This window comes from Kosakonia sp. 1610 (genome assembly GCF_050435845.1).
Taxonomy (GTDB): Bacteria; Pseudomonadota; Gammaproteobacteria; order Enterobacterales; family Enterobacteriaceae; genus Kosakonia; species Kosakonia cowanii.
This window is the reverse complement of record NZ_JBNDKZ010000002.1, coordinates 147313-174040: the sequence shown is the minus strand read 5'-3', so window position 1 is coordinate 174040 and position 26728 is coordinate 147313. Positions and strand designations below refer to the sequence as shown.

The following is a 26728-nucleotide window of genomic DNA, read 5'->3' as shown; positions in this document are numbered from 1 at the left end:
TAAACAAAGCAAGTAAGTCGCTGGAGTATACCTTGTTTACTCATTTAGTGAACCCCATCACACCATATCGTCGAAAAAGGGTCGATGGCTTTTCGTGCCCACTGTTATAAAAATGTAGCAGACAGAGCTTTTCCCTCTGAAAAGATAAACATTCTGCGTGGCGCGTTTGTAGCAACCGGAATAGACTGGAACCGTAACCAACAGAAGATGCTAAAGGTTTTTTATGACACAACAGCCACAAGCCAAATACCGCCACGACTACCGTGCGCCGGACTACCTGATTAGTGATATTGACTTGACCTTCGACCTTGACGCCGCGAAAACCGTCGTCACTGCGCTGAGCAACGTGTCACGCCAAAGCGCATCTGCTGCGCCGCTGCGCCTGGATGGCGGCGATCTGACCTTAATCTCCCTGCATATTAATGACCAACCCTGGACGAACTATAAAGAAGAGGGCGGTCAGCTGGTGATCGACGGTCTGCCGGACCGTTTTACCTTACGCATCGTTAATGAGATCAGCCCTGCGGCGAATACCGCGCTCGAAGGGCTCTATCAATCCGGTGAAGCGCTCTGTACCCAGTGTGAAGCGGAAGGGTTCCGTCATATCACCTGGTATCTCGATCGCCCGGACGTGCTGGCGCGCTTTACCACCAAACTGATTGCCGATAAAACCCGCTACCCATTCCTGCTCTCCAACGGTAACCGTGTCGATCAGGGCGAGCTGGACAATGGCCGTCACTGGGTGCAGTGGCAGGATCCGTTCCCTAAACCCTGCTACCTCTTTGCGCTGGTGGCCGGTGATTTTGACGTGCTGCGCGATACCTTTACTACCCGTTCCGGCCGTGAAGTGGCGCTGGAACTCTATGTCGATCGCGGGAACCTCGATCGCGCGCCATGGGCGATGACCTCGCTGAAAAACTCAATGAAGTGGGACGAGCAGCGTTTCGGTCTGGAGTACGATCTCGACATCTATATGATCGTCGCCGTCGACTTCTTCAATATGGGCGCGATGGAGAACAAAGGGTTGAATATTTTCAACTCCAAATATGTTCTCGCCCGCACCGATACCGCGACCGATAAAGACTATCTCGATATTGAGCGCGTGATTGGACATGAATATTTCCATAACTGGACCGGCAACCGCGTTACCTGCCGCGACTGGTTCCAGCTGAGCCTGAAAGAGGGGCTGACAGTGTTCCGCGATCAGGAGTTCAGCTCCGATCTCGGCTCCCGCGCCGTTAACCGCATCAATAATGTGCGCACCATGCGCGGGATGCAGTTCGCCGAAGACGCCAGCCCGATGGCGCACCCGATTCGCCCTGAAAAAGTTATTGAGATGAATAACTTCTATACCCTGACGGTGTATGAAAAAGGGGCGGAAGTGATCCGTATGCTGCACACCCTGCTGGGGGAAGAGAACTTCCAGAAAGGGATGCAGCTCTATTTTGAGCGCCATGACGGCAGTGCGGCGACCTGCGATGATTTTGTGCAGGCGATGGAAGATGCGTCCAATATCGACCTCTCCCATTTCCGCCGCTGGTATAGCCAGGCCGGCACGCCGATTGTCTCGGTGCAGGATGATTACAACCCGAACACTGAGCAGTACACGCTGACCATCAGCCAGCGCACCCCGCCAACGGCGGAGCAGCAGGAGAAGCTGCCGCTGCATATTCCGTTTGATATCGAACTTTACGATAACGAAGGGAAGGTGATCCCGCTGCAGAAAGAGGGCCACCCGGTACACAACGTGCTGAACGTGACACAGACGGAGCAGACCTTTGTGTTTGATAACGTCTACTTCCAGCCTGTTCCGTCGCTGCTGCGTGATTTCTCGGCACCGGTGAAGCTGGAGTATAAATGGAGCGATCAGCAGCTCACCTTCCTGATGCGCCATGCGAAGAACGACTTCGCGCGCTGGGATGCGGCGCAAAGCCTGCTGGCGACGCATATCAAGCTGAACGTTGCGCGTCATCAGCAGGGGCTGGCGCTTTCGCTGCCGCTGCATGTTGCCGATGCGTTCCGCGCAATCCTGCTCGATGATCAGATCGATCCGGCGCTTGCCGCTGAGATCCTGACCCTGCCGTCGGTCAATGAGATTGCCGAGTTGTTCGACATCATCGATCCGGTGGCTATCGCTGCCGTCCGTGAAGCGCTGACCCGCACGCTGGCCACCGAACTGGCTGACGAATTCCTCGCGGTCTACAACGCCCATAAACTCGACAGCTATCGCGTGGAGCATGAGGATATTGGCAAGCGCTCCCTGCGCAATACCTGCCTGCGTTATCTCGCCTTTGGCGATGCGCAGCTGGCGGATAAACTGGTCAGCCAGCAGTATCACGAGGCGGATAATATGACCGATGCGCTGGCCGCGCTCGCGGCGGCGGTTGCCGCCCAACTGCCTGGCCGCGATCTGCTGATGCAGGAGTATGATGACAAGTGGCATCAGGACGGTCTGGTGATGGATAAGTGGTTTATTCTGCAGGCTACCAGCCCGGCGGTGAATGCGCTGGAAACGGTGCGCGGCTTGCTGCAACACCGCTCTTTCACCCTCAGCAACCCGAACCGTATCCGCTCGTTGATTGGCGCGTTTGCCAGCAGCAACCCGGCGGCGTTCCATGCTGAAGATGGCAGCGGGTACCGCTTCCTGGCCGAAATGCTGACGGAGCTTAACAGCCGTAACCCGCAGGTTGCGTCGCGTCTGATTGAGCCGCTGATCCGCTTCAAGCGTTACGATGAAGGTCGTCAGGCGTTGATGCGTAAAGCCCTTGAACAGCTGAAAGCGTTGCCGAATCTCTCCGGCGATCTCTACGAGAAAGTCAGCAAAGCGCTGGCGTAATCGTACGGCATACCTTATCCGACCTGCGCGCGTTGTAGGCCGGGTAAGGCGAAAGCCGCCATCCGGCAGCAATGCCCGATGGCGCTACGCTTATCGGGCCTACGGAAAGCGTGCATGGGGTCAGTTGTAGGCCGGATAAGGCATCAGCCGCTATCCGGCAGCAATGCCCGATGGCGCTACGCTTATCGGGCCTACGGAAAGCGTGCATGGGTTCGGTTGTAGGCCGTATAAGGCGTCAGCCGCCATGCGGCAGTAATGCCCGATGGCGCTATGCTTATCGGGCCTAAGGAAAGTGTGCATGGGTTCGGCTGTAGGCCGGATAAGGCGAAAGCCGCCATCCGGCAATAATGCCCGATGGCGCTTCGCTTATCGGGCCTACGGAAAGCGTGCATGGGTTTAACTGTAGGCCGGATAAGGCGAAAGCCGCCATCCGGTAATAATGCCCGATGGCGCTGCGCTTATCGGGCCTACGGGCTGGTACTGTTCGTTACTAACATCATGCGTGGCGGGTTCGGGGCACAACGCTGTTTTCGGACTCGCCGCGCTGCATTACGCGGTTCAACACCTGCTCTTCGAGCTCGGCAAGCCTGACCGATCCAAGGCGGCGCGGGCGCGGCAAATCGACACTCACATCGAGGCCAATTTTCCCCTCCTCAATCAGCAATACGCGGTCTGCCATCGCTACCGCTTCACTGACATCGTGCGTCACCAACACCACCGTAAATCCCTGCTCCTGCCACAACTGTGTGATCAGCGCCTGCATCTCCAGCCGGGTGAGGGCATCCAGCGCGCCTAACGGTTCATCAAGCAGCAGCAAACCCGGTTTATGCACCAGCGCGCGCGCCAGCGCAACACGCTGCTTTTGCCCGCCCGAGAGCGCCGCCGGCCACTCTGCCGCGCGCTGCTCCAGCCCCACCGAGCGTAACGCGCTTTCTGCTGCCTCTCGCCAGCGGCCTTTCAGCCCGAGGCCGACATTATCAATTACCGATTTCCACGGCAGCAGACGTGAGTCCTGAAACATCATGCGCGTATCGTGTTGAATGCTGGCAAGGGGCGTGGTGCCTGCCAGCAGCTCACCGCTGTTAGGCGTCTCCAGCCCCGCTAACAGACGCAGCAGCGTGCTTTTACCACCGCCGCTGCGGCCCACCACCGCGATAAACTGCCCGGCGGCAATATGCAGATCGAGCCCATTTAACACCGTGTTGGCGCCATAACGTTTGGTGACGCCATTTAACAGCAGCGGGATGCCTTGATTCAGTCGGGCAGTATTCATGCTGTTGCCTCCTTCGTATGGTATGCGGGGTGCCAGCGCAGCCACAGACGCTCCAGCGCCAGTGCGCTGATATCGGCCAGCTTGCCGAGCAGGGCGTAGAGAATGATGGCCACCACCACCACATCGGTTTGCAGAAACTCGCGCGCGTTCATCGCCAGATAACCGATACCGGCATTCGCTGAGATGGTTTCGGCGACAATCAGCGTCAGCCACATCAGGCCGAGCGCAAAGCGCACGCCAACCATAATCGACGGCAGGGCACCGGGCAGGATCACATGGGCGAAGAGCGCAAAGCCTGAGAGGCCATAGCTGCGCGCCATCTCCACCAGTCCGCGGTCGATATTACGGATCCCGTGCCAGGTGTTGATATAGATCGGAAACAGCGTCCCGAGCGCAACGAGAAAAATCTTCGCCGTCTCATCAATACCAAACCACAAGATCACCAGCGGGATCAGCGCCAGATGCGGCACGTTACGCAGCATCTGAATCGAGGTATCCAGCAGGCGCTCTCCCCAGCGCGAGAGACCGCTAATCAGCCCAAGCGTCAGGCCAATGCTGCCGCCGATGGAGAAACCAATCGCCGCGCGCCAGGCGCTGATCGCCAGATGCTGCCACAGCTCACCGCTGGCGCTGAGCGTCCAGAACGCTTCCACCACCCCTTCCGGCGACGGAAAGATACGGCTTGAGAGCCAGCCGAAGGTCGAGGCGAGTTGCCAGACCGCGACTATCAGCGCTGGCAGCAGCCAGGGAGCCAGGCGCAACAACCACTTATTCTCTTTCGCCATCACAACCTCAGCTTTGCGCCACGTTACGCGGAATAAACTCGTTCGCCACCGTTTCACCTTGCGGCTGTAACGGCTGCGGTTGCGGGATCTCGGGGATAGCGACATCCAGATGCGGGAAAAGCAGTTCGCCGACGCGATACGCCTCTTCCAGATGCGGATAGCCTGAGAGAATAAAGCTATCGATACCGAGGGCGGCATATTCATTGATTCGCGCCGCAACCGTCGGGCCATCGCCCACTAACGCCGTGCCCGCGCCGCCACGCACCAGACCGACCCCGGCCCACAAATTAGGGCTGATTTCGAGCTTATCGCGACGACCGTTGTGTAAGGCGGCCATACGCTGCTGACCAATCGAGTCCTGACGGGCAAAGGCTGCCTGCGCTTTTTCAATCGTTGCATCATCAAGGTGTGAGATCAGGCGGTCCGCTGCCTGCCACGCCTCGGCATTGGTTTCGCGCACAATCACATGCAGACGGATACCGAAGCGCACTTTTCGCCCGTGAGCAGCGGCCTTCGCGCGCACCTGCTCAATCTTCTCTTTTACCTGCTCCGGCGGCTCGCCCCAGGTGAGATAGAGATCGACCTGCTCTGCCGCCAGATCCTGGGCCACATCGGAGGATCCGCCAAAGTAGAGGGGCGGGCGCGGCTGTTGTACCGGCGGGAAGAGCAGCTTCGCGCCGCGTACCTGTAAATGCTTACCGGTGAAATCGACGGTGTCGCCCTCCAGCAAACGACGCCAGATATGGGTAAATTCCGACGACACCTCATAGCGTTCGCTGTGATCGAGGAACACACCGTCGGCTGCCAGCTCCTGCGGATCGCTGCCGGTCACCAGGTTAAACAGCGCCCGTCCATTGGAGAGCCTGTCGAGCGTCGCCGCCTGGCGCGCGGCGACCGTCGGTGAGATCACGCTCGGGCGCAGGGCAACCAGAAACTTCAGGCGCTGGGTGACCGGAATCAACGAGGCGGCCACCAGCCATGCATCTTCACAGGATCGCCCGGTCGGGATCAGCACGCCGCTAAAGCCGAGCCTGTCGGTTGCCTGGGCGATCTGCTGCAAATAGCCATAATCAACCGGCCGCGCGCCGTGGTCGGTGCCAAGATAGTGACCATCACCGTGGGTCGGTAAAAACCAGAACAGATTCAGACTCATGATTTCGCTCCTTCTTGGGTCGGCTGCCAGATGCGGCTACGGATATCGACTTTTTTCGGTACCAGATGGTTTTCATAGAAAAGATCGGCGGTCTGCTGCTGCAGTGCGGCCGTAGCCTCGTTTACCGGGGTGATTTTGGTTGGCGGACGGTGATCGAAATAGGTGGCGATCACCGGCTGCGGCAGCCCCATGGTTTTGGCAAACAGGGCAACACTCTCGTCGCGCTGACTAATCGTTAACGCATCCGCTGCGCTGAAGGTATCCAGTACGCCCTGAATAAAGGCGCCGTTCTTCTCGGCATACGGGCGCGCGGCTAAGTAAAACGAGCCGGTCTGTTTGAGGGTGGTGCCATCTTTCAGCACCCGCACACCGCCTTGTAACAGGGCGGCAGAGTAGTAGGGATCCCAGATAGCCCAGGCGTCGACATTATGTTGCTGGAACGCGGCACGCGCGTCTGCCGGGCTGAGGAACACCGGCTGGATATCGCTGAATTTAAGTCCGGCCTGTTGCAGCGCCCGCAACAGCAAGTTATGGGAGCTGGAGCCCTTCTGGAACGCGACTTTATGGCCCTTCAAATCCGCTACGCTTTTGATTGGGCTATCTTCAGCCACGAGGATCACTTCCGCTTTTGGTTTTGGCGGCTCGACGCCGACATAGACCAGATCTGCGCCCGCAGCCTGGGCGAAAATCGGCGGGATATCGCCGGTGCTGCCAAGATCGATACTGCCGACATTCAGCGCTTCAAGCATTTGCGGCCCGGCCGGGAACTCAATCCAGGAAATTTTGGTATGCGGATAGCGTTTCTCCAGCAGGCCGTGGCTTTTCGCCAGCACCATGCTGACGCTTCCTTTTTGATAGCCAATGCGCAAAGCCTCCGGTGCCGGCTCGGCGTCCTGCGCCCAGGCGGAGAGGGTGAGCAGCCCGCCAAGTAGCAGCCCGGTGGCGGAAAATGAGAGGCGGTTAAACATGAGCAACTCCTTGCGGGGCGTGGAAATCCGGGGCTTTAATATCGCGGCGGTGCAGCGCCTGCCAGAAGGTCTCAAGCGCGCTATCCAGTCGGCCTTGCAGATTGGGCGTCAGGCTCGCTTTATGTTGATAATCGAGCACCTGGCTGTCGTCAGCGAAGACGCCGTGGAGGATCTCCTGTGCCTTGAGGGCGCTCAGCACCGGTTTCAGGGCGTAATCCACCGCCAGCAGATGCGCTACCGTGCCGCCCGTTGCCAGCGGCAAGACCACTTTGTCTGCCAGTGCGCGTTCGGGTAGCAGGTCGAGCAGGGTTTTTAAGGCGCCGGAATAGGCTGCTTTATAGACCGGGGTGGCGACAATCAGCCCCTCGGCCGTTCTGAGTTGCTCGATAAAGGTTTGCAGTGCCGGGCTGTCGAAGCGGGCATAAAGCAGGTCTTCAGGATCAAAATTGTGCAGATGCCAGTGGTTAACCTCAACGCCCTGCGCGGTAAGGCGATCGCGGGCATACTCCAGAAGTGCGCTGGAGCGCGAGGGAAAGCGGGGACTGCCGGCCAGAGTGACAACGCGCATGCTTACTCCTTATAACCAAATGTTTGCTTTTAGATAACATTGATAACAATTTCAGGCAGTGTGACAGAGGCGGTTTATTCCCCTAAATGATTTATTTGGGGAAAAGTTGCTGAAATTTGCATAAAGAGAGGGGCTGAGAGGAAAACGATTGCGCGGAATAGGCTTTTTTTGCCACAGGTCAATTCCCTTTCGCTGCGCTTTCACTGATAATACGCCCCCGGTTTGCACACCGGGAATCCAGGAGAGTTCATGTACTACCCCTTCGTTCGTAAAGCCCTTTTCCAGTTCGATCCAGAACGCGCTCATGAATTAACGTTCCAGCAGCTGCGCCGTATTACCGGCACGCCGCTGGAAGCGCTTGTCCGCCAGCGTGTACCGGCAAAACCGGTGCAGTGCATGGGACTGACCTTTAAAAACCCGCTCGGTCTTGCCGCTGGTCTGGATAAAAACGGTGAGTGCATCGATGCGCTGGGCGCGATGGGGTTTGGCTCAATTGAGATTGGCACCGTGACGCCCCGCCCGCAGCCGGGAAATGATAAGCCGAGGATCTTCCGCCTGGTGGAGGCTGAAGGGCTGATTAACCGCATGGGCTTTAACAATCTTGGCGTCGACAACCTGGTCGAGAATGTTAAAAAGGCGCATTTTGACGGCGTGCTCGGCATTAATATTGGCAAAAATAAAGATACGCCGGTGGAACAGGGTAAAGATGACTACTTGATCTGCATGGAGAAAATTTACCCCTATGCCGGTTATATCGCCATCAATATCTCTTCACCAAACACTCCAGGTTTGCGCACCTTGCAATATGGCGAAGCGCTGGATGATTTACTCAGCGCCATTAAAATTAAGCAGAATGATCTGCAAGCTCGCCACCATAAATATGTTCCGGTGGCGGTGAAAATTGCGCCCGATCTTTCTGAAGAAGAGCTAATCCAGGTCGCTGACAGTTTAGTTCGCCACAATATTGATGGCGTTATTGCCACCAATACCACCCTTGACCGGGCATTGGTTCAGGGAATGAAGCACTGTGATGAAACCGGTGGTTTAAGTGGACGCCCTCTGCAATTAAAAAGTACGCAAATTATCCGACGTCTGTCACAAGAATTATCCGGGCGTTTACCGATTATTGGCGTCGGTGGAATCGACTCGGTGATCGCCGCGCGCGAGAAGATGGAAGCGGGCGCTTCGCTGGTGCAAATTTATTCTGGTTTTATTTTTAAAGGCCCACCGCTGGTAAAAGAGATCGTCACTCACCTCTGATCTTTTTCCCCTCCTGCGCAACCAGGGCTTTATTTCCGGCCCTGGTTGTTTTATATTCCGTCACTGTTGCTAATTTAAACATTTCAGTCTTCAATTATTAAGTTAATAAGCGAGGCGGCACAACGGATGAAAAAACAACAGGATGTTTAGGGGGAAAGGGGGAAACAATGCGAATTAAACCTGACGATAATTGGCGCTGGTATTTTGATGATGAGCACGATCGTATGATGCTCGATTTAGCCAATGGTATGTTATTTCGCTCCCGATTCGCCCGTAAAATGCTGACGCCTGATGCTTTTTCCCCGTCTGGTTTTTGTGTTGATGACGCTGCGCTTTATTTCTCCTTCGATGAAAAATGCCGCGATTTAGAATTATCTAATGAGCAACGCGCCGAGCTGGTGCTCAATGCGCTGGTGGCAATCCGCTTTCTTAAACCGCAAATGCCGAAAAGCTGGCACTTTTTGAGCCACAACTCCCCGTGGACGCCCGCCACTGGCGACGGTGCCTGCGTCTGGTTAAGCGATACGCAAGAGTGCGTGAATTTGCTGGTGGTAGAGCCAGGAGAGAACGCGACGCTCTGCCTGCTGGCGCAGCCCGGCGTGGTGATTGCCGGGCGCACGATGCAACTGGGCGATGCGATAAAAATTATGAACGATCGCCTGAAGCCGCAGCTTAATGCCGCGAGCCTCGCTTTCGAACAGGCGGTTTAAGACTCCAGCCGCAGCGACGTTTTCGGTACGCAGCTGCAACTGAGGATAGTGCCATCCTCACCCAGCGCTGACTGTTTCAGCGCACTCACTTCCCCTTCGACTAAACGTATCCGGCAGCAGCCGCAGATGCCTGCGCGACATGAGTAGGGCACGCGGATCCCCTGGTTTTCCAGCTGCTCCAGCAGCACCTGCTGGTTATTACCGCGAAAGGTCTGCCCCTGCCACTCAATATCCACCGTGCCTGCGGGCTGCGCCTCCGGTTCAAGTGATTCAACGACCGCACCCGCGCCGTAAACCTTCGCCGGGCCGGTGGCCAGTACCGCAACCTCATCGCCGGAGCGAATGACGCCGCTGTTGCGGGCAATTAAATTCTGACCGAAGTCGACGTCGCCATTATCCTGCGCCGTGCGGAACTTTTGCAGCGTGGCGAGCGGCTCACCGGCAGGGTGTTTCTGGCCGCGCTCGGGGCTGACGGTGGTAAAGATGCAGCGGCTGCACGGTTTAACCACGTCAAACACCACGTCGCCAATGCGCACCACTTTCCAGCTATCCTCCTCCCACGCCTGCGCGCCGGTCACCACCAGGTTGGGTCGAAACTGCTCCATCTGCACGCTTGCAGGGCACCGTTGTTGCAGATCGCGCAGCGAGGCTTCATTGGTTAACAGATAGGGAAAGCCATCGGCAAAGGAGAGGGGAACCTCTTCGTGGCGCTTAACGCGGCGGGTCGGCTTTGTGCCCACCCAGCGTAGCTGCACCTCGCGGTCGAAAAATCCGCTCAGCCACTGGTTGATGGCCGCAGGGGCAATCAGCGCCGTAAAGTGGTTGCCCCACACCTCGGTAGGTGCGGCGTCGGGGGCAAAATCGGCAAAGCGGATCACCGCACTACTGCCGTCGGGCGCGGTCAGATGCAGGCCATCCGTTAAAGGCGAGGGCAGAAAACGCACCATCTGCGGAAACTGACGCGCGGTAATAAAGGTGCCATCAGATTGCGTGACCATAAAAACCCGGTCAAACGCGAGGCCGCTGGCATCGGCGAGGGCATGCGTCAGGCCAATACCGCGCATGGATTTCACCGGATGGATATAAAGACGTGAAAGGGTAGGCACGTCTTCCTCCCTGTTAGACGAAAATAAGCCCTCAACTTTATGACATGAGGGCGAGATTAGCTATAATGCGCAACAATTTTCGTAGAGTGTAAGTGACATTATGATTTCTCTGTTTGCCAGTACGGCCCGTGGGCTGGAAGAGCTGTTAAAAACTGAACTTGAAAAACTCGGCGCCGTGGAGTGCCGCGTCGTTCAGGGTGGTGTCCATTTTGAAGGCGACACGCGGCTCCTGTACCAAAGCCTGATGTGGAGCCGCCTGGCCTCGCGCATTATGATGCCGCTGGGAGAGTGCAAGGTTTATAGCGACCTTGATCTCTATCTCGGCGTGCAGGCGATCAACTGGACAGAGATTTTCAACCCGGGCGCAACCTTTGCCGTGCACTTCAGCGGGCTGAACGATGAGATCCGCAACAGCCAGTACGGCGCGCTGAAAGTGAAAGATGCGATTGTCGACAGCTTTACGCGCAAAAACCTGCCGCGCCCGAACGTCGAGCGTGAAATGCCGGATCTGCGCATTAACGTTTGGCTAAACCAGGAAACGGCGCATATCTCGCTCGATCTGAGCGGCGAAGGTCTGCACCTGCGCGGCTACCGCGATCGTACCGGCATCGCGCCGATCAAAGAGAACCTGGCCGCAGCAATTGTGATGCGCTCCGGCTGGCAGCCGGGCACGCCGCTGCTCGATCCGATGTGCGGCTCCGGCACGCTGCTGATTGAAGCTGCCATGGCGGCTACCGATCGCGCACCTGGCCTGCACCGTGGTCACTGGGGCTTTAGCGGCTGGGCGCAGCATGACGATGTCATCTGGGGTGAAGTGAAAGCCGATGCGCAAAACCGCGCGCGCCAGGGTCTGGCGGCCTATGAGTCCCGTTTTTATGGCTCTGACAGCGATGCCCGCGTCATTGAGAATGCCCGTAAAAACGCCCGTCGCGCCGGAATTGGCGAGCTGATTACCTTTGAAGCCAAAGATGTCGCGCAGCTCAGCAACCCATTGCCGCAAGGCCCGTACGGCACGGTTATCAGTAACCCGCCTTACGGCGAGCGTCTTGAGAGTGAACCGGCGCTGATTGCGCTGCATAGCCTGCTGGGTCGTCTGTTGAAAGCGCAGTTTGGCGGCTGGAACCTGTCGCTGTTTAGCGCCTCGGTCGATCTGCTCAACTGCCTGCAGCTGCGCGCCGATCGTCAATTCAAAGCCAAAAACGGCCCGCTCGACTGCGTGCAGAAAAACTACCATCTGGCGGAAAACACCGGCGAAGCAAAAGCGCCAGCGATGGCGGAAGATTTCGCTAACCGCCTGCGTAAAAACGTTAAGAAGCTGGAGAAGTGGGCGCGTCAGGAGGGGATTGAGTGTTATCGCCTGTATGATGCCGATCTGCCGGACTACAACGTTGCCGTCGATCGCTATGCCGACTGGGTGGTGGTGCAGGAGTACGCCGCGCCGAAAACCATTGATGCGCAAAAAGCGCGTCAACGCCTGTTCGATATTATTGCCGCCACCATTCACGTGCTCGGTATTGCGCCTAACAAGCTGGTGCTGAAAACCCGTGAGCGCCAGAAGGGCAATAATCAATATCAGAAGATGAATGAGAAGGGCGACTTTATCGAGGTGAGCGAATATAACGCGCGCCTGTGGGTCAACCTGACCGATTATCTGGATACCGGCCTGTTCCTCGATCACCGTATTGCCCGCCGCATGCTGGGCCAGATGAGCAAAGGCAAAGATTTCCTTAACCTCTTCGCCTACACCGGCAGCGCCAGCGTTCATGCGGGCCTCGGCGGCGCACGCTCCACCACCACTGTGGATATGTCCCGCACCTATTTAGAGTGGGCTGAGCGTAACCTGCGCCTTAATGGCTTAAGCGGCCGCGCGCATCGTCTGATCCAGGCGGATTGCCTCGGCTGGCTGCAGGAGACCGATGAGCAGTTCGATCTCATCTTTATCGATCCGCCCACCTTCTCTAACTCCAAGCGCATGGAAGAGTCTTTTGATGTGCAGCGCGACCATATGCGCCTGATGGAAGACCTGAAGCGACTGATGCGCAAAGGGGGCACCATTATGTTCTCCAATAACAAACGCGGTTTCCGTATGGATCTCGACGGGCTGGCGAAGCTGGGGCTTAAAGCACAAGAAATTACCCAAAAAACGCAGTCGCAGGATTTTGCCCGCAACCGTCAAATCCACAACTGCTGGCTGATTACCGCAGCCTGAAAGGATAAATAGATGTCATTAATTAGTATGCACGGCGCGTGGCTCTCATTCAGCGACGCCCCCCTTCTCGATAATGCGGAACTGCATATCGAAGAGAATGAGCGCGTCTGTCTGGTTGGCCGTAACGGCGCAGGCAAATCGACGCTGATGAAGATCCTCAACCGGGAAGTGAATCTCGATGATGGTCGCATTGTTTATGAGCAGGATTTAGTTGTTGCGCGTCTGCAGCAGGATCCGCCGCGCAATGTCAGCGGCAGCGTCTACGATTTCGTTGCCGAAGGTATCGAAGAGCAGGCAGAGTATCTCAAGCGTTATCACGAGGTCTCTCACCTGGTGATGACCGATCCGAGCGACAGAAATCTCGCGGAACTGGCACGTGTGCAGGAGATGCTGGATCACCACGGCCTGTGGCAGCTGGAGAACCGCATCAATGAAGTGCTGGCGCAGCTCGGCCTGACGGCCGATATGTCGCTCTCGGCGCTCTCCGGCGGCTGGCTGCGTAAAGCGGCGCTGGGGCGTGCGCTGGTCAGCGGGCCGCGCGTGCTGCTGCTGGATGAGCCAACCAACCACCTCGATATTGAAACCATCGACTGGCTGGAAGGGTTCCTGAAGTCTTTCGGCGGCACCATTATCTTTATTTCGCACGACCGTTCGTTTATCCGCAATATGGCGACGCGGATTGTCGATCTCGATCGCGGCAAGCTGGTCTCCTATCCGGGCAATTACGACCAGTATCTGCTGGAGAAAGAGGAAGCGCTGCGCGTAGAGGATCTGCAAAACGCCGAATTCGATCGCAAGCTGGCGCAGGAAGAGGTGTGGATCCGCCAGGGCATTAAGGCGCGTCGTACCCGTAACGAAGGGCGCGTGCGCGCACTGAAAGCGATGCGTCGCGAGCGCAGCGAACGCCGTGAGGTGATGGGCAGCGCAAAAATGCAGGTCGAGGAGGCATCCCGCTCTGGCAAGATCGTCTTCGAGCTGGAGCATGTTAACTACGGCGTCGACGGTAAAGCGCTGGTGCGTGACTTCTCAACTCAGGTGCAGCGCGGCGATAAAATTGCGCTGATTGGCCCGAACGGCTGCGGTAAAACGACTCTGCTGAAGCTGATGCTTGAACAGTTGAAAGCCGATAGCGGCCGCGTTCACATTGGTACCAAGCTTGAAGTGGCTTACTTCGACCAGCATCGTGCTGAGCTTGATCCCGACAGAACCGTAATGGACAACCTGGCGGAAGGTAAGCAGGAAGTGATGGTCAACGGCAAGCCGCGCCATATTCTCGGCTACCTGCAGGACTTCCTGTTCCATCCGAAGCGGGCAATGACGCCGGTACGCGCGCTGTCAGGCGGGGAGCGTAACCGCCTGTTGCTGGCGCGGTTGTTCCTGAAACCCAGCAACTTGCTGATTCTCGATGAACCGACCAACGACCTGGATGTGGAAACCCTCGAACTGCTGGAAGAGCTGATTGATAGCTACCAGGGCACGGTTCTGCTGGTGAGCCACGACCGTCAGTTTGTTGATAACACCGTGACCGAATGCTGGATCTTCGAAGGCGAAGGGCGCATCGGGCAGTATGTTGGTGGTTATCACGATGCGCGCGGTCAGCAGGCGGCTTCGCAGGCGTTTAAACACGCTGCGGTGCAGAAAAGTGCCGAGGCGCCTGCCGCCAAAGCAGAAACTGTTAAACGCAGCGCCAGCAAACTAAGCTATAACCTGCAGCGTGAGCTGGAACAGCTGCCGCAAAAGCTGGAACAGCTGGAAGCAGAGCTGGAAACCTTGCAGGCGCAGGTAGCGGATGCAAGTTTCTTCAGCCAGCCGCACGATCATACGCAAAAAGTCCTCGCTGATATGGCGTCAGCCGAGCAGGCACTGGAAGCGGCGTTTGAACGCTGGGAGTATCTGGAGGCGCTGAAAAACGGCGCATAGAGGAAAGCGGTATGTGTGAACACCACCATCATGGCACGCGCCACATTCTCTGCTCGCAATGTGACATGCTGGTGGCGTTACCGTCGCTGCAACATGGACACCGGGCGGCGTGCCCGCGCTGCGGCACAACCCTGACGACCGAATGGCAGGAGCCGCGGCAGCGTCCGACGGCGTACGCCCTCGTCGCCCTGTTTATGCTGCTGCTCTCTAATCTCTTCCCCTTCGTCAATATGCAGGTGGCGGGCATCGGCAGCGAAGTGACGCTGCTTGAGATCCCAAGCGTCATGTTCTCGGAAGATTACGCCAGCCTTGGCACGCTCTTCCTGCTTTTTGTCCAGCTGGTGCCTGCCTTCTGCCTTATCACTATCCTGCTGCTGGTAAACCGGGTGCGGATGGATTTTCGCCTTAAAATCGCGCTGGCGCGGGTGCTGTTTCAGCTGAAAAGCTGGGGCATGGCGGAGATTTTTCTTGCTGGCGTGCTGGTGAGCTTCGTTAAACTGATGGCCTATGGCGATATCGGCATCGGCAGCAGTTTTATTCCGTGGTGCCTCTTTTGCCTGCTGCAGCTGCGCGCGTTTCAGTGCGTCGATCGCCACTGGCTATGGGATGACATCGCACCTGCGCCTGTACTTGAGCAACCTCTGCATGCGGGCATCACCGGCATCCGTCAGGGGCTGCGCTCTTGCCCCTGCTGCACGGCAATCGTTCCGATGGATAATCCGGTTTGTCCGCGGTGCCATACGCGCGGTTATGTCCGGCGACGCCATAGCATACAGTGGACGCTGGCACTGCTCGTCACGGCGATCATGCTCTATCTGCCGGCTAATATTTTGCCGATCATGATAACGGATCTGCTGGGCGATCCGACGCCATCGACCATACTGGCGGGGGTGGTGCTGTTATGGAGCGAGGGCTCCTATCCCGTAGCGCTGGTGATTTTTATTGCCAGCATTATGGTGCCGACGCTGAAAATGATCGGTATTGCCTGGCTCTGTATTGATGCGAAAGGCTATGGCAGACGTGACAGTGAACGGATGCATTTTATTTATGAGGTGGTCGAGTTTGTTGGCCGCTGGTCAATGATCGATGTCTTTGTTATTGCGGTGCTATCTGCGTTAGTTCGCATTGGCGGGCTGATGAATATCTATCCTGCAATGGGTGCGCTAATGTTTGCGCTGGTCGTTATTATCACGATGTTTGCGGCGATGACTTTCGACCCGCGTCTCAGTTGGGATCGGGAGCCACAAACGCACCATGAGGAGTTGTCAGAGCATGGAGAATAAACAGGGCGAAGCCCAGGTGCAAAAAGTTAGGAACTGGTCACCGGTCTGGATTTTCCCGATCGTGACCGCGCTGATTGGCGCCTGGATCCTCTTTTATCACTACAGCCATCAGGGGCCGGAAGTGACGTTGATCACCACAAATGCTGAGGGCATTGTCGGCGGGAAAACGCCGATTAAAAGCCGCAGCGTGGATGTCGGCGTCGTGGAGAGTACAACGCTGACCGATGATTTAACCCACGTGGAGATCAAAGCGCGGCTCAACTCCGGCATGGAAAAACTGCTGCACAACGACTCGGTATTCTGGGTAGTAAAACCGCAGGTCGGTCGTGAAGGGGTCAGCGGCCTCGGAACGCTACTCTCGGGTGCCTATATTGAACTTCAGCCGGGTGCCAAAGGCAGCGTGCCCGATCAATATACCCTGCTGGATGCCCCTCCGCTGGCACCGCCGGATGCCAAAGGTATCCGCGTGATCCTCGACAGCAGCAAGGCGGGTCAACTCTCACCTGGCGATCCGGTGCTGTTCCGTGGCTATCGTGTGGGCTCGGTTGAAACCAGTAACTTTGATACGCAAAAACGGACCATGACCTATCAGCTCTTCATCAATGCGCCGAACGATCGGCTGGTGACCAGCAATGTCCGTTTCTGGAAAGATAGCGGTATCGCCGTCGATCTCACTTCCGCCGGTATGCGTGTCGAGATGGGATCGCTTGCAACGCTGTTTGGCGGTGGCGTCAGTTTTGATATCCCGGATGGGCTGGATTTAGGGCAGCCGGTGGCGGAGAAGAGCGCCTTTAAACTGTATGACGATCAGCGCAGTATTCAGGACTCGCTCTATACCGATCATGTCGACTACCTGATGTTCTTTAAGGATTCGATTCGCGGCCTGCAGCCGGGTGCGCCGGTGGAGTTCCGCGGTATTCGCCTTGGAACCGTGAGCAAGGTGCCGTTCTTTAACCCGGGCATGCGCCAGGCGCTGAACGATGATTACCGTATTCCGGTTCTGATCCGCATTGAGCCTGAGCGGCTGGCGAATCAGCTGGGACAGGATGCCGATATGACCGCGCATATGAAAGAGCTGCTTAACCGTGGCCTGCGCGCGTCGCTGAAGACCGGGAATATCGTCACCGGCGCGTTGTATGTCGATCTCGACTTCTACAACAATGCGCCGCCGATGAAAGAGTTCACTGAGTTTGAGGGCTATCCGATTATCCCGACGATGAGCGGCGGCCTGGCGCAAATCCAGCAGCGACTGATGGATACGCTGGATAAGATTAACAACCTGCCGCTCAATCCAATGATTCAGCAGGCGACAAATACGCTGTCGGAGAGCCAGCAAACCCTTAAACGTCTGCAAACGACGCTGGATAACCTGAATAAATTGACTGCCAGCCAGTCAATGCAGCAGCTTCCGGCAGATATGCAGTCTACGCTGCGCGAGCTTAATCGCAGTATGCAAGGGTTCCAGCCGGGGTCGGCCGCCTACAACAAGATGGTGGCGGATATGCAGCGTCTGGATCAGGTGTTACGGGAACTGCAGCCGGTGCTGAAGACGCTGAACGATAAGAGCAATGCGCTGGTATTCGAAGCGAAAGGGAAAGACGATCCGCAGCCGAAGAGGGCGAAACAATGAGAAAGAGCGCACTGGCGATGCTTGTCCTGTTATTAGCCGCCTGCAGCAGCGGCGGTGATAACAAAAGTTACTACCAGCTACCTTCGCCGTCGGTAACCGCGACGCAGTCGATGACCGGACAAACCCAGGGCAACCGCCAGCTCTGGGTTGAGCAGGTCTCTGTGCCGGACTATCTGGCGGGGAATGGCGTGGTGTATCAAACCAGCGATGTGCAATACGTTATTGCCAATAACAACCTCTGGGCCAGCCCGCTCGATCAGCAGTTGCGTAATACGCTGGTGGCGAACCTGGGCAATGCCTTACCCGGCTGGGTTGTGGCATCGCAGCCGCTGGGTAGCGAGCAGGACACGCTGAATGTGACGGTAACCGGTTTTCATGGTCGCTATGACGGGCGCGTTATTGTCAGCGGCGAATGGCTGCTTAAGCATCAGGGCAGCTTAATTAAGCGGCCTTTCCATATCGAGCTGAAGCAGCAAGAAGATGGTTACGATGCGATGGTCAAAACCCTGGCGCAGGGCTGGCAGCAGGAAGCCGCCAGTATCGCTGCGGAGTTAAACCGTCTGCCATAAGTAGATTTAATGATCAAACGAGCCGCAACGGGTCTGTGCCTGCTGCGGCTTTTTTTATTTTTGAGCTCAGAAACTTAGTCCGATAAACGTGCGTTTATTGTACAAATGAAGTTTTGTCCAGGTCACATTTATGACACTGGCGTGAATTTTGCGCATTGACGACGCGGTCTATTCAAGGTATTTGTGACCTGTGGTTGCACATTAAGTGACCACTGTTTTCTTTTCCACCAGATAAAAGAATGAGGGAAACGAGGCATGAAGAGACAAAAACGCGATCGCCTGGAACGGGCACATCAACGTGGTTATCAGGCTGGTATTACGGGGCGCTCGAAAGAGATGTGTCCGTACCAAACCCTGAATCAAAGGTCCGAGTGGCTTGGAGGCTGGCGACAGGCCATGGAGGACAGGGCAGTGACTGCCTGATTCTGTCTCTTTAGAAAAAGAAACCTCCGCATTGCGGAGGTTTCGCGTTTTGGCAGGGCTACGCTGCTATCAGAAAGCCGAGGTGTCCTGGAACAGACCGACCTTCAGATCGGATGCTGTGTAGATAAGACGATCGTCAACCAGCACTTCACCATCAGCCAGACCCATGATCAAACGACGGTTAACGATGCGTTTGAAATGAATGCGGTAGGTGACTTTTTTCGCTGTTGGCAGAACCTGACCGGTAAATTTCACTTCACCTACGCCAAGCGCACGGCCTTTGCCTTCGCCGCCCAGCCAGCCGAGGTAGAAACCAACCAGCTGCCACATGGCATCAAGACCGAGGCAGCCCGGCATAACCGGATCGCCGATGAAGTGGCAACCGAAGAACCACAGGTCGGGATTGATATCCAGTTCAGCTTCAACGTAGCCTTTATCGAAGTTACCGCCGGTCTCGGACATTTTGACCACACGGTCCATCATCAGCATATTCGGAGCCGGTAATTGCGGGCCTTTTTCGCCAAACAGTTCGCCGCGACCAGAGGCAAGAAGATCTTCTTTTGTATAGGATTCGCGTTTATCTACCATGTTCTTAATAAGCCTTATTTGTAATTTCGCACGCAGGATAGCTAACACGTGTACGCTGAACAAGTCCGATCAGTTAACAGTGAACTAGTTTAGCCAGCGTAACGGCCAGGGAAAGCGATGGCGAGCCTCTTGTTGGGTTGCCTGCGCGATACGTTCGAGAATGATTTGCTTGAGGTTAGTTTGCCCTTCAGCGTCCCATGCCAGACCCATCAATAAGGGTAGCGCATCTGTCACATCATCCACTGCCCAGATGGAAAATTGCTTCGCCTCAATGGCATCCAGCAACTCCTGGCGTAAACACAAATGCCGAACATTCGCCGCAGGAATGATGACCCCTTGCTCACCGGTCAGCTCACGTTGCTGGCAGATGGCGAAAAAGCCTTCAATTTTTTCGTTTAAACCACCGACCGGTTGGCAACGACCAAATTGATCGACTGAACCGGTAATAGCAAGCCGTTGATTAACCGGCACCTCTGCCAGCGCACTGATCAGCGCGCAAAGTTCAGCCATTGAAGCGCTATCGCCATCCACTTCACTGTAAGACTGTTCAAAGGTGAGTGAGGCAGAGAAGGGAATTTGTTGTTCAAGATCCAGCTCGGACATCAGAAACGCCTGCATGATCATCATGCCTTTTGCATGGATGTTGCCACCGAGTTCCGCTTTGCGCTCAACGTCATTGAATTCACCGTCACCGATATGCACAACACAGCTGATGCGCGAGGGTTCGCCAAACGCTCGCGGGTGGCCCGGGAATTCAATCACGGAAAGGGCATTAACCTGGCCGATACGTTCACCTTCGGTTTCGATGAGGATCTGCTCAAGCAGGATCTCATCCTGCATCCGCTCCGCAAGGAACCCTTCTCGCCACTCACGCTGAGCAAGCATGGAGGTCAGGGCATCGTTATCAAAAGTGTCGTCGGCCGTTAATGCCGCAACTTCGCGCAGTTGGCGCGAGAGCCACAAAGGGCAGAGCGGTAGTGTTTCTTGATCGCCGGTATAACGCACGGCTTCACGAATTAGCGTGGCCCAGGCATCTGTCGCCGGCGTCGGTAATTGTGCGGCGCTGGCCGTTTGTTCTACCCACTGACGCCATACGCGCAGTGTGTCGCTATCTGTAACCTGCAGGGTCTCTTCGTATTCGCTATAAATCGCCTGTGCAGCGAGTTCCGGCTCCATCTCCTGGAAATCTGCCAGCGACTCACGCTCGCCGACCAGAACAACTTTCAGATCCAGCGGCATAGATGGTACCGACACCGGAAGCGGGCGCGACTCGTCAAACGATACCCAGTCGAAACGGCGCTGCGTCACCATGGTTTTCAGACGCATCCAGAGTAATGGCTGGGCTAAAAGAGCTCGCAACGAAATCAGTAATACGCCGCCGTTTGCCTGATGAACCAGGCCTGGCTGAAGGGTAATCTCTTGATTAAACTGACGCAGGCAACCGAAAAGCTGCTCGGCTTCAACCCAGTCTGCAATCACAACCGGCTGCTTACCGACGAAATTACTCTCGTGATCGGTGCTGGGTTCGAAACGCACGATTGAGCCGGTAATATCGTACTGGCCGCCTGCAGGAGTATGAGTAGCAGGCAGTAGCGAGGTGAGCGTTTCACCAATAAGCGTGAGATATTCGGCTTCTTCTGGCGCTTTTGTCAGTAAAAAGCGCGAGGTTGCGCGCGGGTAGAGCAGTTGCTCGAGCGCATAGTGCAATCGGGGCTGAGTATCGGCCAGTGAGAAGTCCGTTTCGCTCGCTAATGCGGACGATTCAAACACGTCCTGATAGCTGTCTGCATCAGGAACCAGGTCGTTCCATTCAAGTTTTGTAGTGGTCAAAGTCGTTATTTTAGTCAGCTGTAAAGGGCGGGATTATACCGTAAACGCTGGCGCATCACACAATGATTACAACTTTCAGCCAGCCTCACCCGGCAGATCGACTGTTCCTGGTGATTTCTTCTGAGCAGAGTCTTAAAAAACTGATATTCTGGACTCAGTTACGCGGTTACGTTGAGAGAGAAATGAAATATCAACAACTGGAAAATCTCGAAAGCGGCTGGAAATGGAAGTATCTGGTTAAAAAGCACCGTGAAGGGGAGTTGATCACCCGCTATGTGGAAGCCAGCGCGGCGAAAGAGGCCGTCGATAATTTATTGACCCTCGAAAATGAGCCCGTGCGTGTTAACGCCTGGATTGAGCAGCATATTAATCCGGCGTTGATCAACCGGATGAAACAGACTATTCGTGCGCGTCGTAAGCGGCACTTTAATGCCGAGCATCAGCATACGCGTAAGAAATCAATCGACCTGGAGTTTGTTGTTTGGCAACGACTGGCAGGGCTGGCGCAACGCCGCGGAAAGACCCTTTCCGAAACGATTGTGCAATTGATTGAGGATGCTGAGCATAAAGAGAAGTATGCGTCGAAAATGTCGACCATTAAGCACGACCTGCAGGCGCTGCTCGGAAAAGAGTAGTCAACCAGCTTCCTTATTCCTCCCATTTTCAATCGCTACATAATAAAAAACCCCGCGCAATGGCGGGGTTTTTTTCTGACGGAGAACTTAAGCCTGCGGCTGAGTTACAACGTCTTTGATACCTTTAACTTCGATCTCAACGCGACGATCCGGACCCAGGCAATCGATCAGAGCAGCGCGTGCTTTCACGTTGTCACAGGTGTTGCCGGTAACTGGGTTAGATTCACCCATGCCACGTGCGGAGATTTTGTTAGCCGGGATACCTTTAGAAACCAGGTAATCAACAACGGACTGAGCACGTTTCTCAGACAGACCCTGGTTGTAAGAGTCAGAACCGATGCGGTCGGTGAAGCCCAGAACCACTACGGAACCGTCTTTCGGATCCAGGTTGCTCAGCTGGCTGTACAGCTGATCCAGCGCCTGCTGACCTTCCGGTTTCAGGGTAGCTTTGTTGAAGGTGAACAGAACGTCAGACTTCAGAGTGAAGTGCTTGGTCTGTACTTCCGGAGCCGGTGCCGGAGTCGGAGCAACTACCGGTGCGGAATCTTCCTGCTGACCGAAACGGTAAGAAACACCTAAGCTCAGCAGACCGTTGTCCGGACGACCACCAACGGTGTTCGCGTCACCAATGTTGTTAGTCCACTGGTATTCCAGACGGGTAGCGATATCACGGGTAACTGCCCACTCAACACCACCAGCGAAGACCGGAGAAACGCCGGTATCGTGATCTTTGAAGCCCTGGTTGTTTTTAGCGTCTGCACGCCAAACCATACCACCCAGACGGGTGTACAGATCAACGTCATCAGCAATCGGGTAACCCAGTTTAGCGGTCAGCTGAACGCCCTGAGCTTTGAATGCGCCGTTTACATCGCTGCCTTTGTACGGCATGCGACCCAGCCAGTCATAGCCCATTTCAAAGCCAACGTACGGGTTAACCTGATAACCACCGAACGCACCAGCGCCTAACTGGCTCTCGTGAGTCGGGCCATTGTTAGGGATCTGGTTGTTACCAACATCGTGGAACTGAGACCAGCCCAGTTTAGCACCGGTATACCAGGTGTTATCTTTCGGAGCGGCCTGCGCTACGGTAGCGAAGCCAGCCAGTGCCACTGCAATCGCGATAGCTGTCTTTTTCATTTTTTGCGCCTCGTTATCATCCAAAAATCGCCATGGAAATCTCGTCGAGAAGTCACGGTTAAATCCTTCACCGGGGGCATTGCTCACTGACAACTCTGCAGATATCTTTACCGATATCTTTGGCTTATGCCGAGCACCCCTGGCGATGTAAAGTCTACAACGTAGTTGGAAACTTACAAGTGTGAAGTCCGTCAGGCATATGAAAAAAAAGGCTTTGTGTACACAAAATTTAACATTTGTGCTCAGATATCGTTCATCATTGATGTATGGCAAACCACGCCGCACAAGCTTTGCGGCTCTATTTAGCTAATAAATAGGGGATACTGGAAACGGCGAAAAATAATCCCAGGAAAACTCCTAAATTTACTCAATGATACAAATTTGAGTGAATTTTTATTCCGGAAAGCTGTCTCGCAGCGAGGGGATTGCGACGAATTGGACGCATAACAAAGCCAATCGCATTGCCTTCTTCGGCTGCCGACGCCAGGCGGCGATGTTCATCTTCCGTCAACTCCTCAGTATGCCAGCCAATGACAACGCTGAAATTACCGGTACGTAACGCCCGGATCATAGAGTCCAGCGTAACCCCGGGAGAGAGTTGGTTAATCTGCATTACTTTGGTCAGCGGCAAGCCAGCAGACTGAACCCATTCACGGCTTAATTTCTGTTGCGGTGTTAACCACAGCTGCCAGCGTGACTGTTGACCAAGCTGCTGTAGCAATGGCAGCAATAATAACTGAGTGATCATGGGCTGGTCTTCATGGTAAACCATTTCGCTAATCAGCCCGGTAGCGAGAGTATTCGAATCGCTCTGGTTCAATGTGTTAATCGCGGAAGCGGATGTTTTAGAACGATTTGCATAGCCTGAAGTGTGCATAAGCAATCCAGCCCTCTGAGTTACTGTATAAACATACAGTACCCGTTGAGTGTTTAAAGATCAACCTCAATTTCTGAAAGCAACTCGCATTTTTGTTTTGTGAATGCGGCTCAATACAAAATTTGCTTGCCGTCGCGCGCGCAGTTGCCTATGTTCCTGATTACTGGATCCGCTTACGGAAAAACGCATTACCAGGTGATTTATAAAGGAAAAATCATGGAAGACCTATCTTATCAACGGATATATCAATCGCGCGAATATCTCACTTCACTCGGACAAATTAGCCATCGCGCCCACTTTGGTGGTTATAGCCTTGCAGTGGATAACATCGTTTTTGCGATGATAGCCGAGGGGAAACTCTACTTACGCGCCTGTGATGAAAGCGCGCAGTATGACGTCGTCCGGCGTGCACCGCTTTTAAGTCTCAACAAGCGGGGGCGTCAGATATCGTTAAATTATTTCTATGTCAGCGACAATGTATGGGGTGACCGCGGCTTGCTGCTGAAGCTTTCTACACTTGCGCTTGATGCAGCACGGCGGGAGAAAACACAGCGCGAAAGACTTTTTCGCCTGCGCGATCTACCCAATCTTTCCAGTCAACTCGAGTTTCAATTGCAGCAGGCCGGCATCAAAGATGCGCAAATCCTGCGGCTACTTGGTGCGAAAGTTTGCTGGCTCAGACTTCGGAAAATGAATAAACAACTCAGTGTAAAAGTGTTATTTGCACTGGAAGGGGCCATCGTCGGCATTCATGAAGCAGCGCTTCCGGCAAGTCGTCGGCAGGCGCTGCTTGAGTGGTCTAATGATGTGATCAATAAAGGAGCTAACCCTCTCTAGACTATTTGGCTTTTTAAACGAGAAACTTCCGGCAATAACGCTATCAACAGGCCAACCTGTTGTAATACAAGCGGCTCTTTGCTGTCGGGGCGCGGATCCAGTTGCTTGATGCGCTGCGATAAATCAGCAAGCGCATCCTGCACCCGCCCCTGATCGGCAGGCGAATGGTGGAGGGCATCATCCACGTAACACACCGCGTCATCCAGTAGACGCAACACTTCAGGTTGGGTTAATTGCTCGCGATGCGCACCCAGCGCAGAAATGTAGCTTATAAAAGTCTGATTAAGGCACAGCAATCTGAACGCCACTTCACGGAGCTCAGGTGAAGTACCCGGTTCCGAAGACATATTCGATACTACCGAAGCCAGTTCGGCATCGCGGTTGTAAGCGTTACGCCTGGCGATGCGATAGGCAAGGCGATTATCACGCCCTTGATGATACTGCTCGAGGATCGCGTCAAGATAGCGGCAGTTGGCGTTAAATGCTTTCTCCGTGACGCTCGCCAGGTTCCTGAAGCGCCAGTCCGGCCAGATAAAGCTTACTGCCGCCCAGGCGATAGCGCAGCCAATCAACGTATCGATAATGCGTGGAATAGCGACTTCAAACCCTTCCCCGAGCAGGTTGAAACAGAGCAAAACCAGCAGCGTGATGAACATCGTGGCATGAGCGTATTGCACCGTGCGGAATGAGAAAAAGAGCACGCCAGTAATAACAATCAGCAGCAACTGTCCCTCTTGCGAAGGAACAAAATAGAGTACCGGCAAACCGATAGCGACACCTACCAGCGTGCCGATGACGCGCAAGCTCAGACGATGGCGCGTGGCATTATAGTTCGGCTGGCAAACGAACAGGCTGGTTAACAGGATCCAGTAGCCATGTTGTAAACCGGTGAGATGGATAAAGGCGTAGCCGATACAGAGCACCACCGACATACGCACCGCATGGCGAAACAGGGCAGATTCGGGTGTCAGATTTTGGCGCAGGCGTAACCAGACGTCGTGAAAGCCGTTCAGGCTGTCGTCGGCGAGCTGATTTTCCGTCTCGCCATGAGCCTGAGGATGAGGCTGTCCTGATTCAATTGCTGCCAGTTGCGCGTCGATCGCGCGTAGATTGTCGAGTAAAAAACCGAGCGCTTTGACATGTTCGGGAGTCGTTTCCCCGCTGTTTTTTATCCGCGCCAGCGCGGCGTCAAGGTGAAGGAATACCCGTTCAAACCGGCTGTCATGCTGATAGGGCTCACGCAGCAAAATCGCGCGGGAGAGCTGCGCGCAGGCCTGAGATTGCATCGAAAGAAGACGTTGAAAGCGGAACATCACGTCGCTATAGCGAAAATGCTCGCGCAGGGTTTGATACTGAATGTGCGATGAGCTCGCGCGTTCATGGATATCTTGCGCCGCAAAGTAGTAATGCAGCGCCTGACGCGTGCTTCGCTGCCCACGATCGCCCCGTAAACGGGTGAGCATTGTGCCCTTTGTCTGATTAAGCGTGGTAACCAGCTGGCTATTAGATAAGGCGAGTTCATATAAAGGTGCCTGGCTGGCTTCCTCAATATCAGGATCGAAAAGGCGTGATTTCAGTTCCAGGTAGTGCGCTAGCTGCTCATAGCAGCGCGCCAGGTTGTCCTGCAGCGCGCGAATAGGGAAAACAAGATGCCCGACCAGAGTCAGGAGGTTGAACCACACGGCACCAGCCAGCAACAGCAGAGGTTGCTGGTACCAGTGCTCGAAAAGCGACACGCCCAGCATGGTGTAAACGGCAATCAGCAGCGCACCAAAGGCAATAGTGGCATATCGTTGACCTAACCCTCCCAGCAAAATAAAGCCGATAGTGGAGCTGACCAGGCCAAGTGCGAAGAGCCATGGCCAGGGAAATAGCAACTCCACTGATGCCGAGGCGATAAAAAAGGAGACCAGCGTAATGACCAGGTTTTTTAACCGCCCGGTAAGACGGTCATCGAGGTCGGCCAGCGCCGCAGCAACCACGCCGAGGGTTAATGGAATGGTCAGTTTAACTTCGCCAAGGTGCCACGGTAACGCGGCGGTGCCGCAAAGGGCGATAAAGATCCTGACGTTATACAGCCAGGCGCTGTTCCAGGTGTAACGACGAAGCAAGGGGCTCAACATAGGGCAGG

The 26728-nt window shown here is 55.3% G+C and carries 22 protein-coding genes; 11 read left to right on the top strand and 11 right to left on the bottom strand.

Features of this window, described 5'->3' with window-relative positions; all coding sequences use genetic code 11:
• Positions 1–223 precede the first annotated feature (223 nt).
• Positions 224–2836 (top strand): aminopeptidase N, encoded by a 2613-nt coding sequence (gene pepN, locus ABIC80_RS08840; protein ID WP_429176675.1) that lies wholly within the window; start codon positions 224–226, stop codon positions 2834–2836.
• A 496-nt stretch (positions 2837–3332) separates the two neighbouring features.
• Here pepN and ssuB read toward each other — a convergent pair whose 3' ends face one another.
• From ssuB to ssuE, 5 genes are read right to left on the bottom strand one after another with little or no spacing between them, the layout of a single operon-like run.
• Complete coding sequence (gene ssuB / locus ABIC80_RS08835; RefSeq protein ID WP_312605013.1) at positions 3333–4109, bottom strand: aliphatic sulfonates ABC transporter ATP-binding protein; 777 nt, start codon at positions 4107–4109, stop codon at positions 3333–3335.
• Complete coding sequence (ssuC, locus tag ABIC80_RS08830) at positions 4106–4894, bottom strand: aliphatic sulfonate ABC transporter permease SsuC (protein ID WP_042716665.1); 789 nt, start codon at positions 4892–4894, stop codon at positions 4106–4108. The genes ssuB and ssuC overlap by 4 nt, the downstream gene beginning before the upstream one ends.
• 7 nt (positions 4895–4901) lie before the next feature.
• Positions 4902–6047 carry an FMNH2-dependent alkanesulfonate monooxygenase gene (gene ssuD / locus ABIC80_RS08825; protein WP_042716666.1) on the bottom strand — a complete coding sequence of 382 codons (1146 nt, stop codon included), beginning with the start codon at positions 6045–6047 and terminating at the stop codon, positions 4902–4904.
• Complete coding sequence (locus tag ABIC80_RS08820; RefSeq protein ID WP_429176673.1) at positions 6044–7015, bottom strand: sulfonate ABC transporter substrate-binding protein; 972 nt, start codon at positions 7013–7015, stop codon at positions 6044–6046. Before ABIC80_RS08820 ends, ssuD begins: the two co-directional genes overlap by 4 nt.
• Positions 7008–7583 carry an NADPH-dependent FMN reductase gene (gene ssuE, locus ABIC80_RS08815; RefSeq protein WP_429176670.1) on the bottom strand — a complete coding sequence of 192 codons (576 nt, stop codon included), beginning with the start codon at positions 7581–7583 and terminating at the stop codon, positions 7008–7010. The genes ABIC80_RS08820 and ssuE overlap by 8 nt, the downstream gene beginning before the upstream one ends.
• A 249-nt stretch (positions 7584–7832) precedes the next feature.
• Between ssuE and pyrD the strand changes: the two genes are divergently transcribed.
• Entirely contained in the window at positions 7833–8843 is a 1011-nt protein-coding gene (pyrD, locus tag ABIC80_RS08810; protein WP_023481354.1) for a quinone-dependent dihydroorotate dehydrogenase, read from the top strand.
• A 167-nt stretch (positions 8844–9010) separates the two neighbouring features.
• Positions 9011–9553: a cell division protein ZapC gene (gene zapC, locus ABIC80_RS08805; RefSeq protein WP_094420322.1), complete on the top strand. Its 543-nt coding sequence runs from the start codon at positions 9011–9013 to the stop codon at positions 9551–9553.
• On the opposite strand, the gene ABIC80_RS08800 is transcribed toward zapC, so the two are convergent.
• Positions 9550–10659 carry a YcbX family protein gene (locus tag ABIC80_RS08800; protein WP_429176668.1) on the bottom strand — a complete coding sequence of 370 codons (1110 nt, stop codon included), beginning with the start codon at positions 10657–10659 and terminating at the stop codon, positions 9550–9552. The two genes, zapC and ABIC80_RS08800, sit on opposite strands and share 4 nt — an antisense overlap.
• Positions 10660–10759: 100 nt before the next feature.
• Here ABIC80_RS08800 and rlmKL point away from each other — a divergent pair, with 100 nt between their 5' ends.
• The 6 genes from rlmKL (at position 10760) to rmf (ending at position 18693) form a co-directional block, all read left to right on the top strand.
• Positions 10760–12868 carry a bifunctional 23S rRNA (guanine(2069)-N(7))-methyltransferase RlmK/23S rRNA (guanine(2445)-N(2))-methyltransferase RlmL gene (rlmKL, locus tag ABIC80_RS08795; RefSeq protein ID WP_429176666.1) on the top strand — a complete coding sequence of 703 codons (2109 nt, stop codon included), beginning with the start codon at positions 10760–10762 and terminating at the stop codon, positions 12866–12868.
• 12 nt (positions 12869–12880) lie between these two features.
• Positions 12881–14788, top strand: coding sequence for an ABC transporter ATP-binding protein (locus tag ABIC80_RS08790; protein ID WP_094420319.1), 1908 nt, complete (start codon positions 12881–12883; stop codon positions 14786–14788).
• A gap of 11 nt (positions 14789–14799) precedes the next feature.
• On the top strand, positions 14800–16071 hold the full coding sequence (gene pqiA / locus ABIC80_RS08785) for a membrane integrity-associated transporter subunit PqiA (RefSeq protein ID WP_319551739.1): 1272 nt from the start codon (positions 14800–14802) through the stop codon (positions 16069–16071).
• A complete protein-coding gene (gene pqiB / locus ABIC80_RS08780; RefSeq protein WP_288881307.1) occupies positions 16061–17701 on the top strand; it encodes an intermembrane transport protein PqiB in 1641 nt (546 codons plus the stop codon). Before pqiA ends, pqiB begins: the two co-directional genes overlap by 11 nt.
• Entirely contained in the window at positions 17698–18270 is a 573-nt protein-coding gene (pqiC, locus tag ABIC80_RS08775) for a membrane integrity-associated transporter subunit PqiC (protein ID WP_312277345.1), read from the top strand. The genes pqiB and pqiC overlap by 4 nt, the downstream gene beginning before the upstream one ends.
• 255 nt (positions 18271–18525) lie before the next feature.
• Positions 18526–18693: a ribosome modulation factor gene (gene rmf, locus ABIC80_RS08770; protein WP_023481470.1), complete on the top strand. Its 168-nt coding sequence runs from the start codon at positions 18526–18528 to the stop codon at positions 18691–18693.
• A gap of 69 nt (positions 18694–18762) precedes the next feature.
• On the opposite strand, the gene fabA is transcribed toward rmf, so the two are convergent.
• Positions 18763–19281: a bifunctional 3-hydroxydecanoyl-ACP dehydratase/trans-2-decenoyl-ACP isomerase gene (gene fabA, locus ABIC80_RS08765; protein ID WP_023481591.1), complete on the bottom strand. Its 519-nt coding sequence runs from the start codon at positions 19279–19281 to the stop codon at positions 18763–18765.
• Positions 19282–19365: 84 nt separating this feature from the next.
• Positions 19366–21111, bottom strand: coding sequence for an AAA family ATPase (locus tag ABIC80_RS08760; RefSeq protein ID WP_429176663.1), 1746 nt, complete (start codon positions 21109–21111; stop codon positions 19366–19368).
• A gap of 182 nt (positions 21112–21293) precedes the next feature.
• Here ABIC80_RS08760 and matP point away from each other — a divergent pair, with 182 nt between their 5' ends.
• Complete coding sequence (matP, locus tag ABIC80_RS08755) at positions 21294–21746, top strand: macrodomain Ter protein MatP (RefSeq protein ID WP_023481810.1); 453 nt, start codon at positions 21294–21296, stop codon at positions 21744–21746.
• 87 nt (positions 21747–21833) lie between these two features.
• Here the strand turns inward: matP and ompA are convergent, their stop codons facing one another.
• Together ompA and sulA are read right to left on the bottom strand one after the other, a co-directional pair.
• The gene (gene ompA / locus ABIC80_RS08750) at positions 21834–22883 is read right to left on the bottom strand and encodes a porin OmpA (protein WP_023481315.1); all 1050 of its coding nucleotides are present in this window, start codon (positions 22881–22883) and stop codon (positions 21834–21836) included.
• 367 nt (positions 22884–23250) lie between these two features.
• A complete protein-coding gene (gene sulA / locus ABIC80_RS08745; protein ID WP_429176661.1) occupies positions 23251–23760 on the bottom strand; it encodes an SOS-induced cell division inhibitor SulA in 510 nt (169 codons plus the stop codon).
• Positions 23761–23976: 216 nt separating this feature from the next.
• Here sulA and ABIC80_RS08740 point away from each other — a divergent pair, with 216 nt between their 5' ends.
• The gene (locus tag ABIC80_RS08740) at positions 23977–24597 is read left to right on the top strand and encodes a TfoX/Sxy family DNA transformation protein (protein ID WP_139965098.1); all 621 of its coding nucleotides are present in this window, start codon (positions 23977–23979) and stop codon (positions 24595–24597) included.
• On the opposite strand, the gene yccS is transcribed toward ABIC80_RS08740, so the two are convergent.
• Complete coding sequence (gene yccS / locus ABIC80_RS08735; protein WP_429176659.1) at positions 24594–26720, bottom strand: YccS family putative transporter; 2127 nt, start codon at positions 26718–26720, stop codon at positions 24594–24596. The two genes, ABIC80_RS08740 and yccS, sit on opposite strands and share 4 nt — an antisense overlap.
• Between the last annotated feature and the right edge of the window lie 8 nt (positions 26721–26728).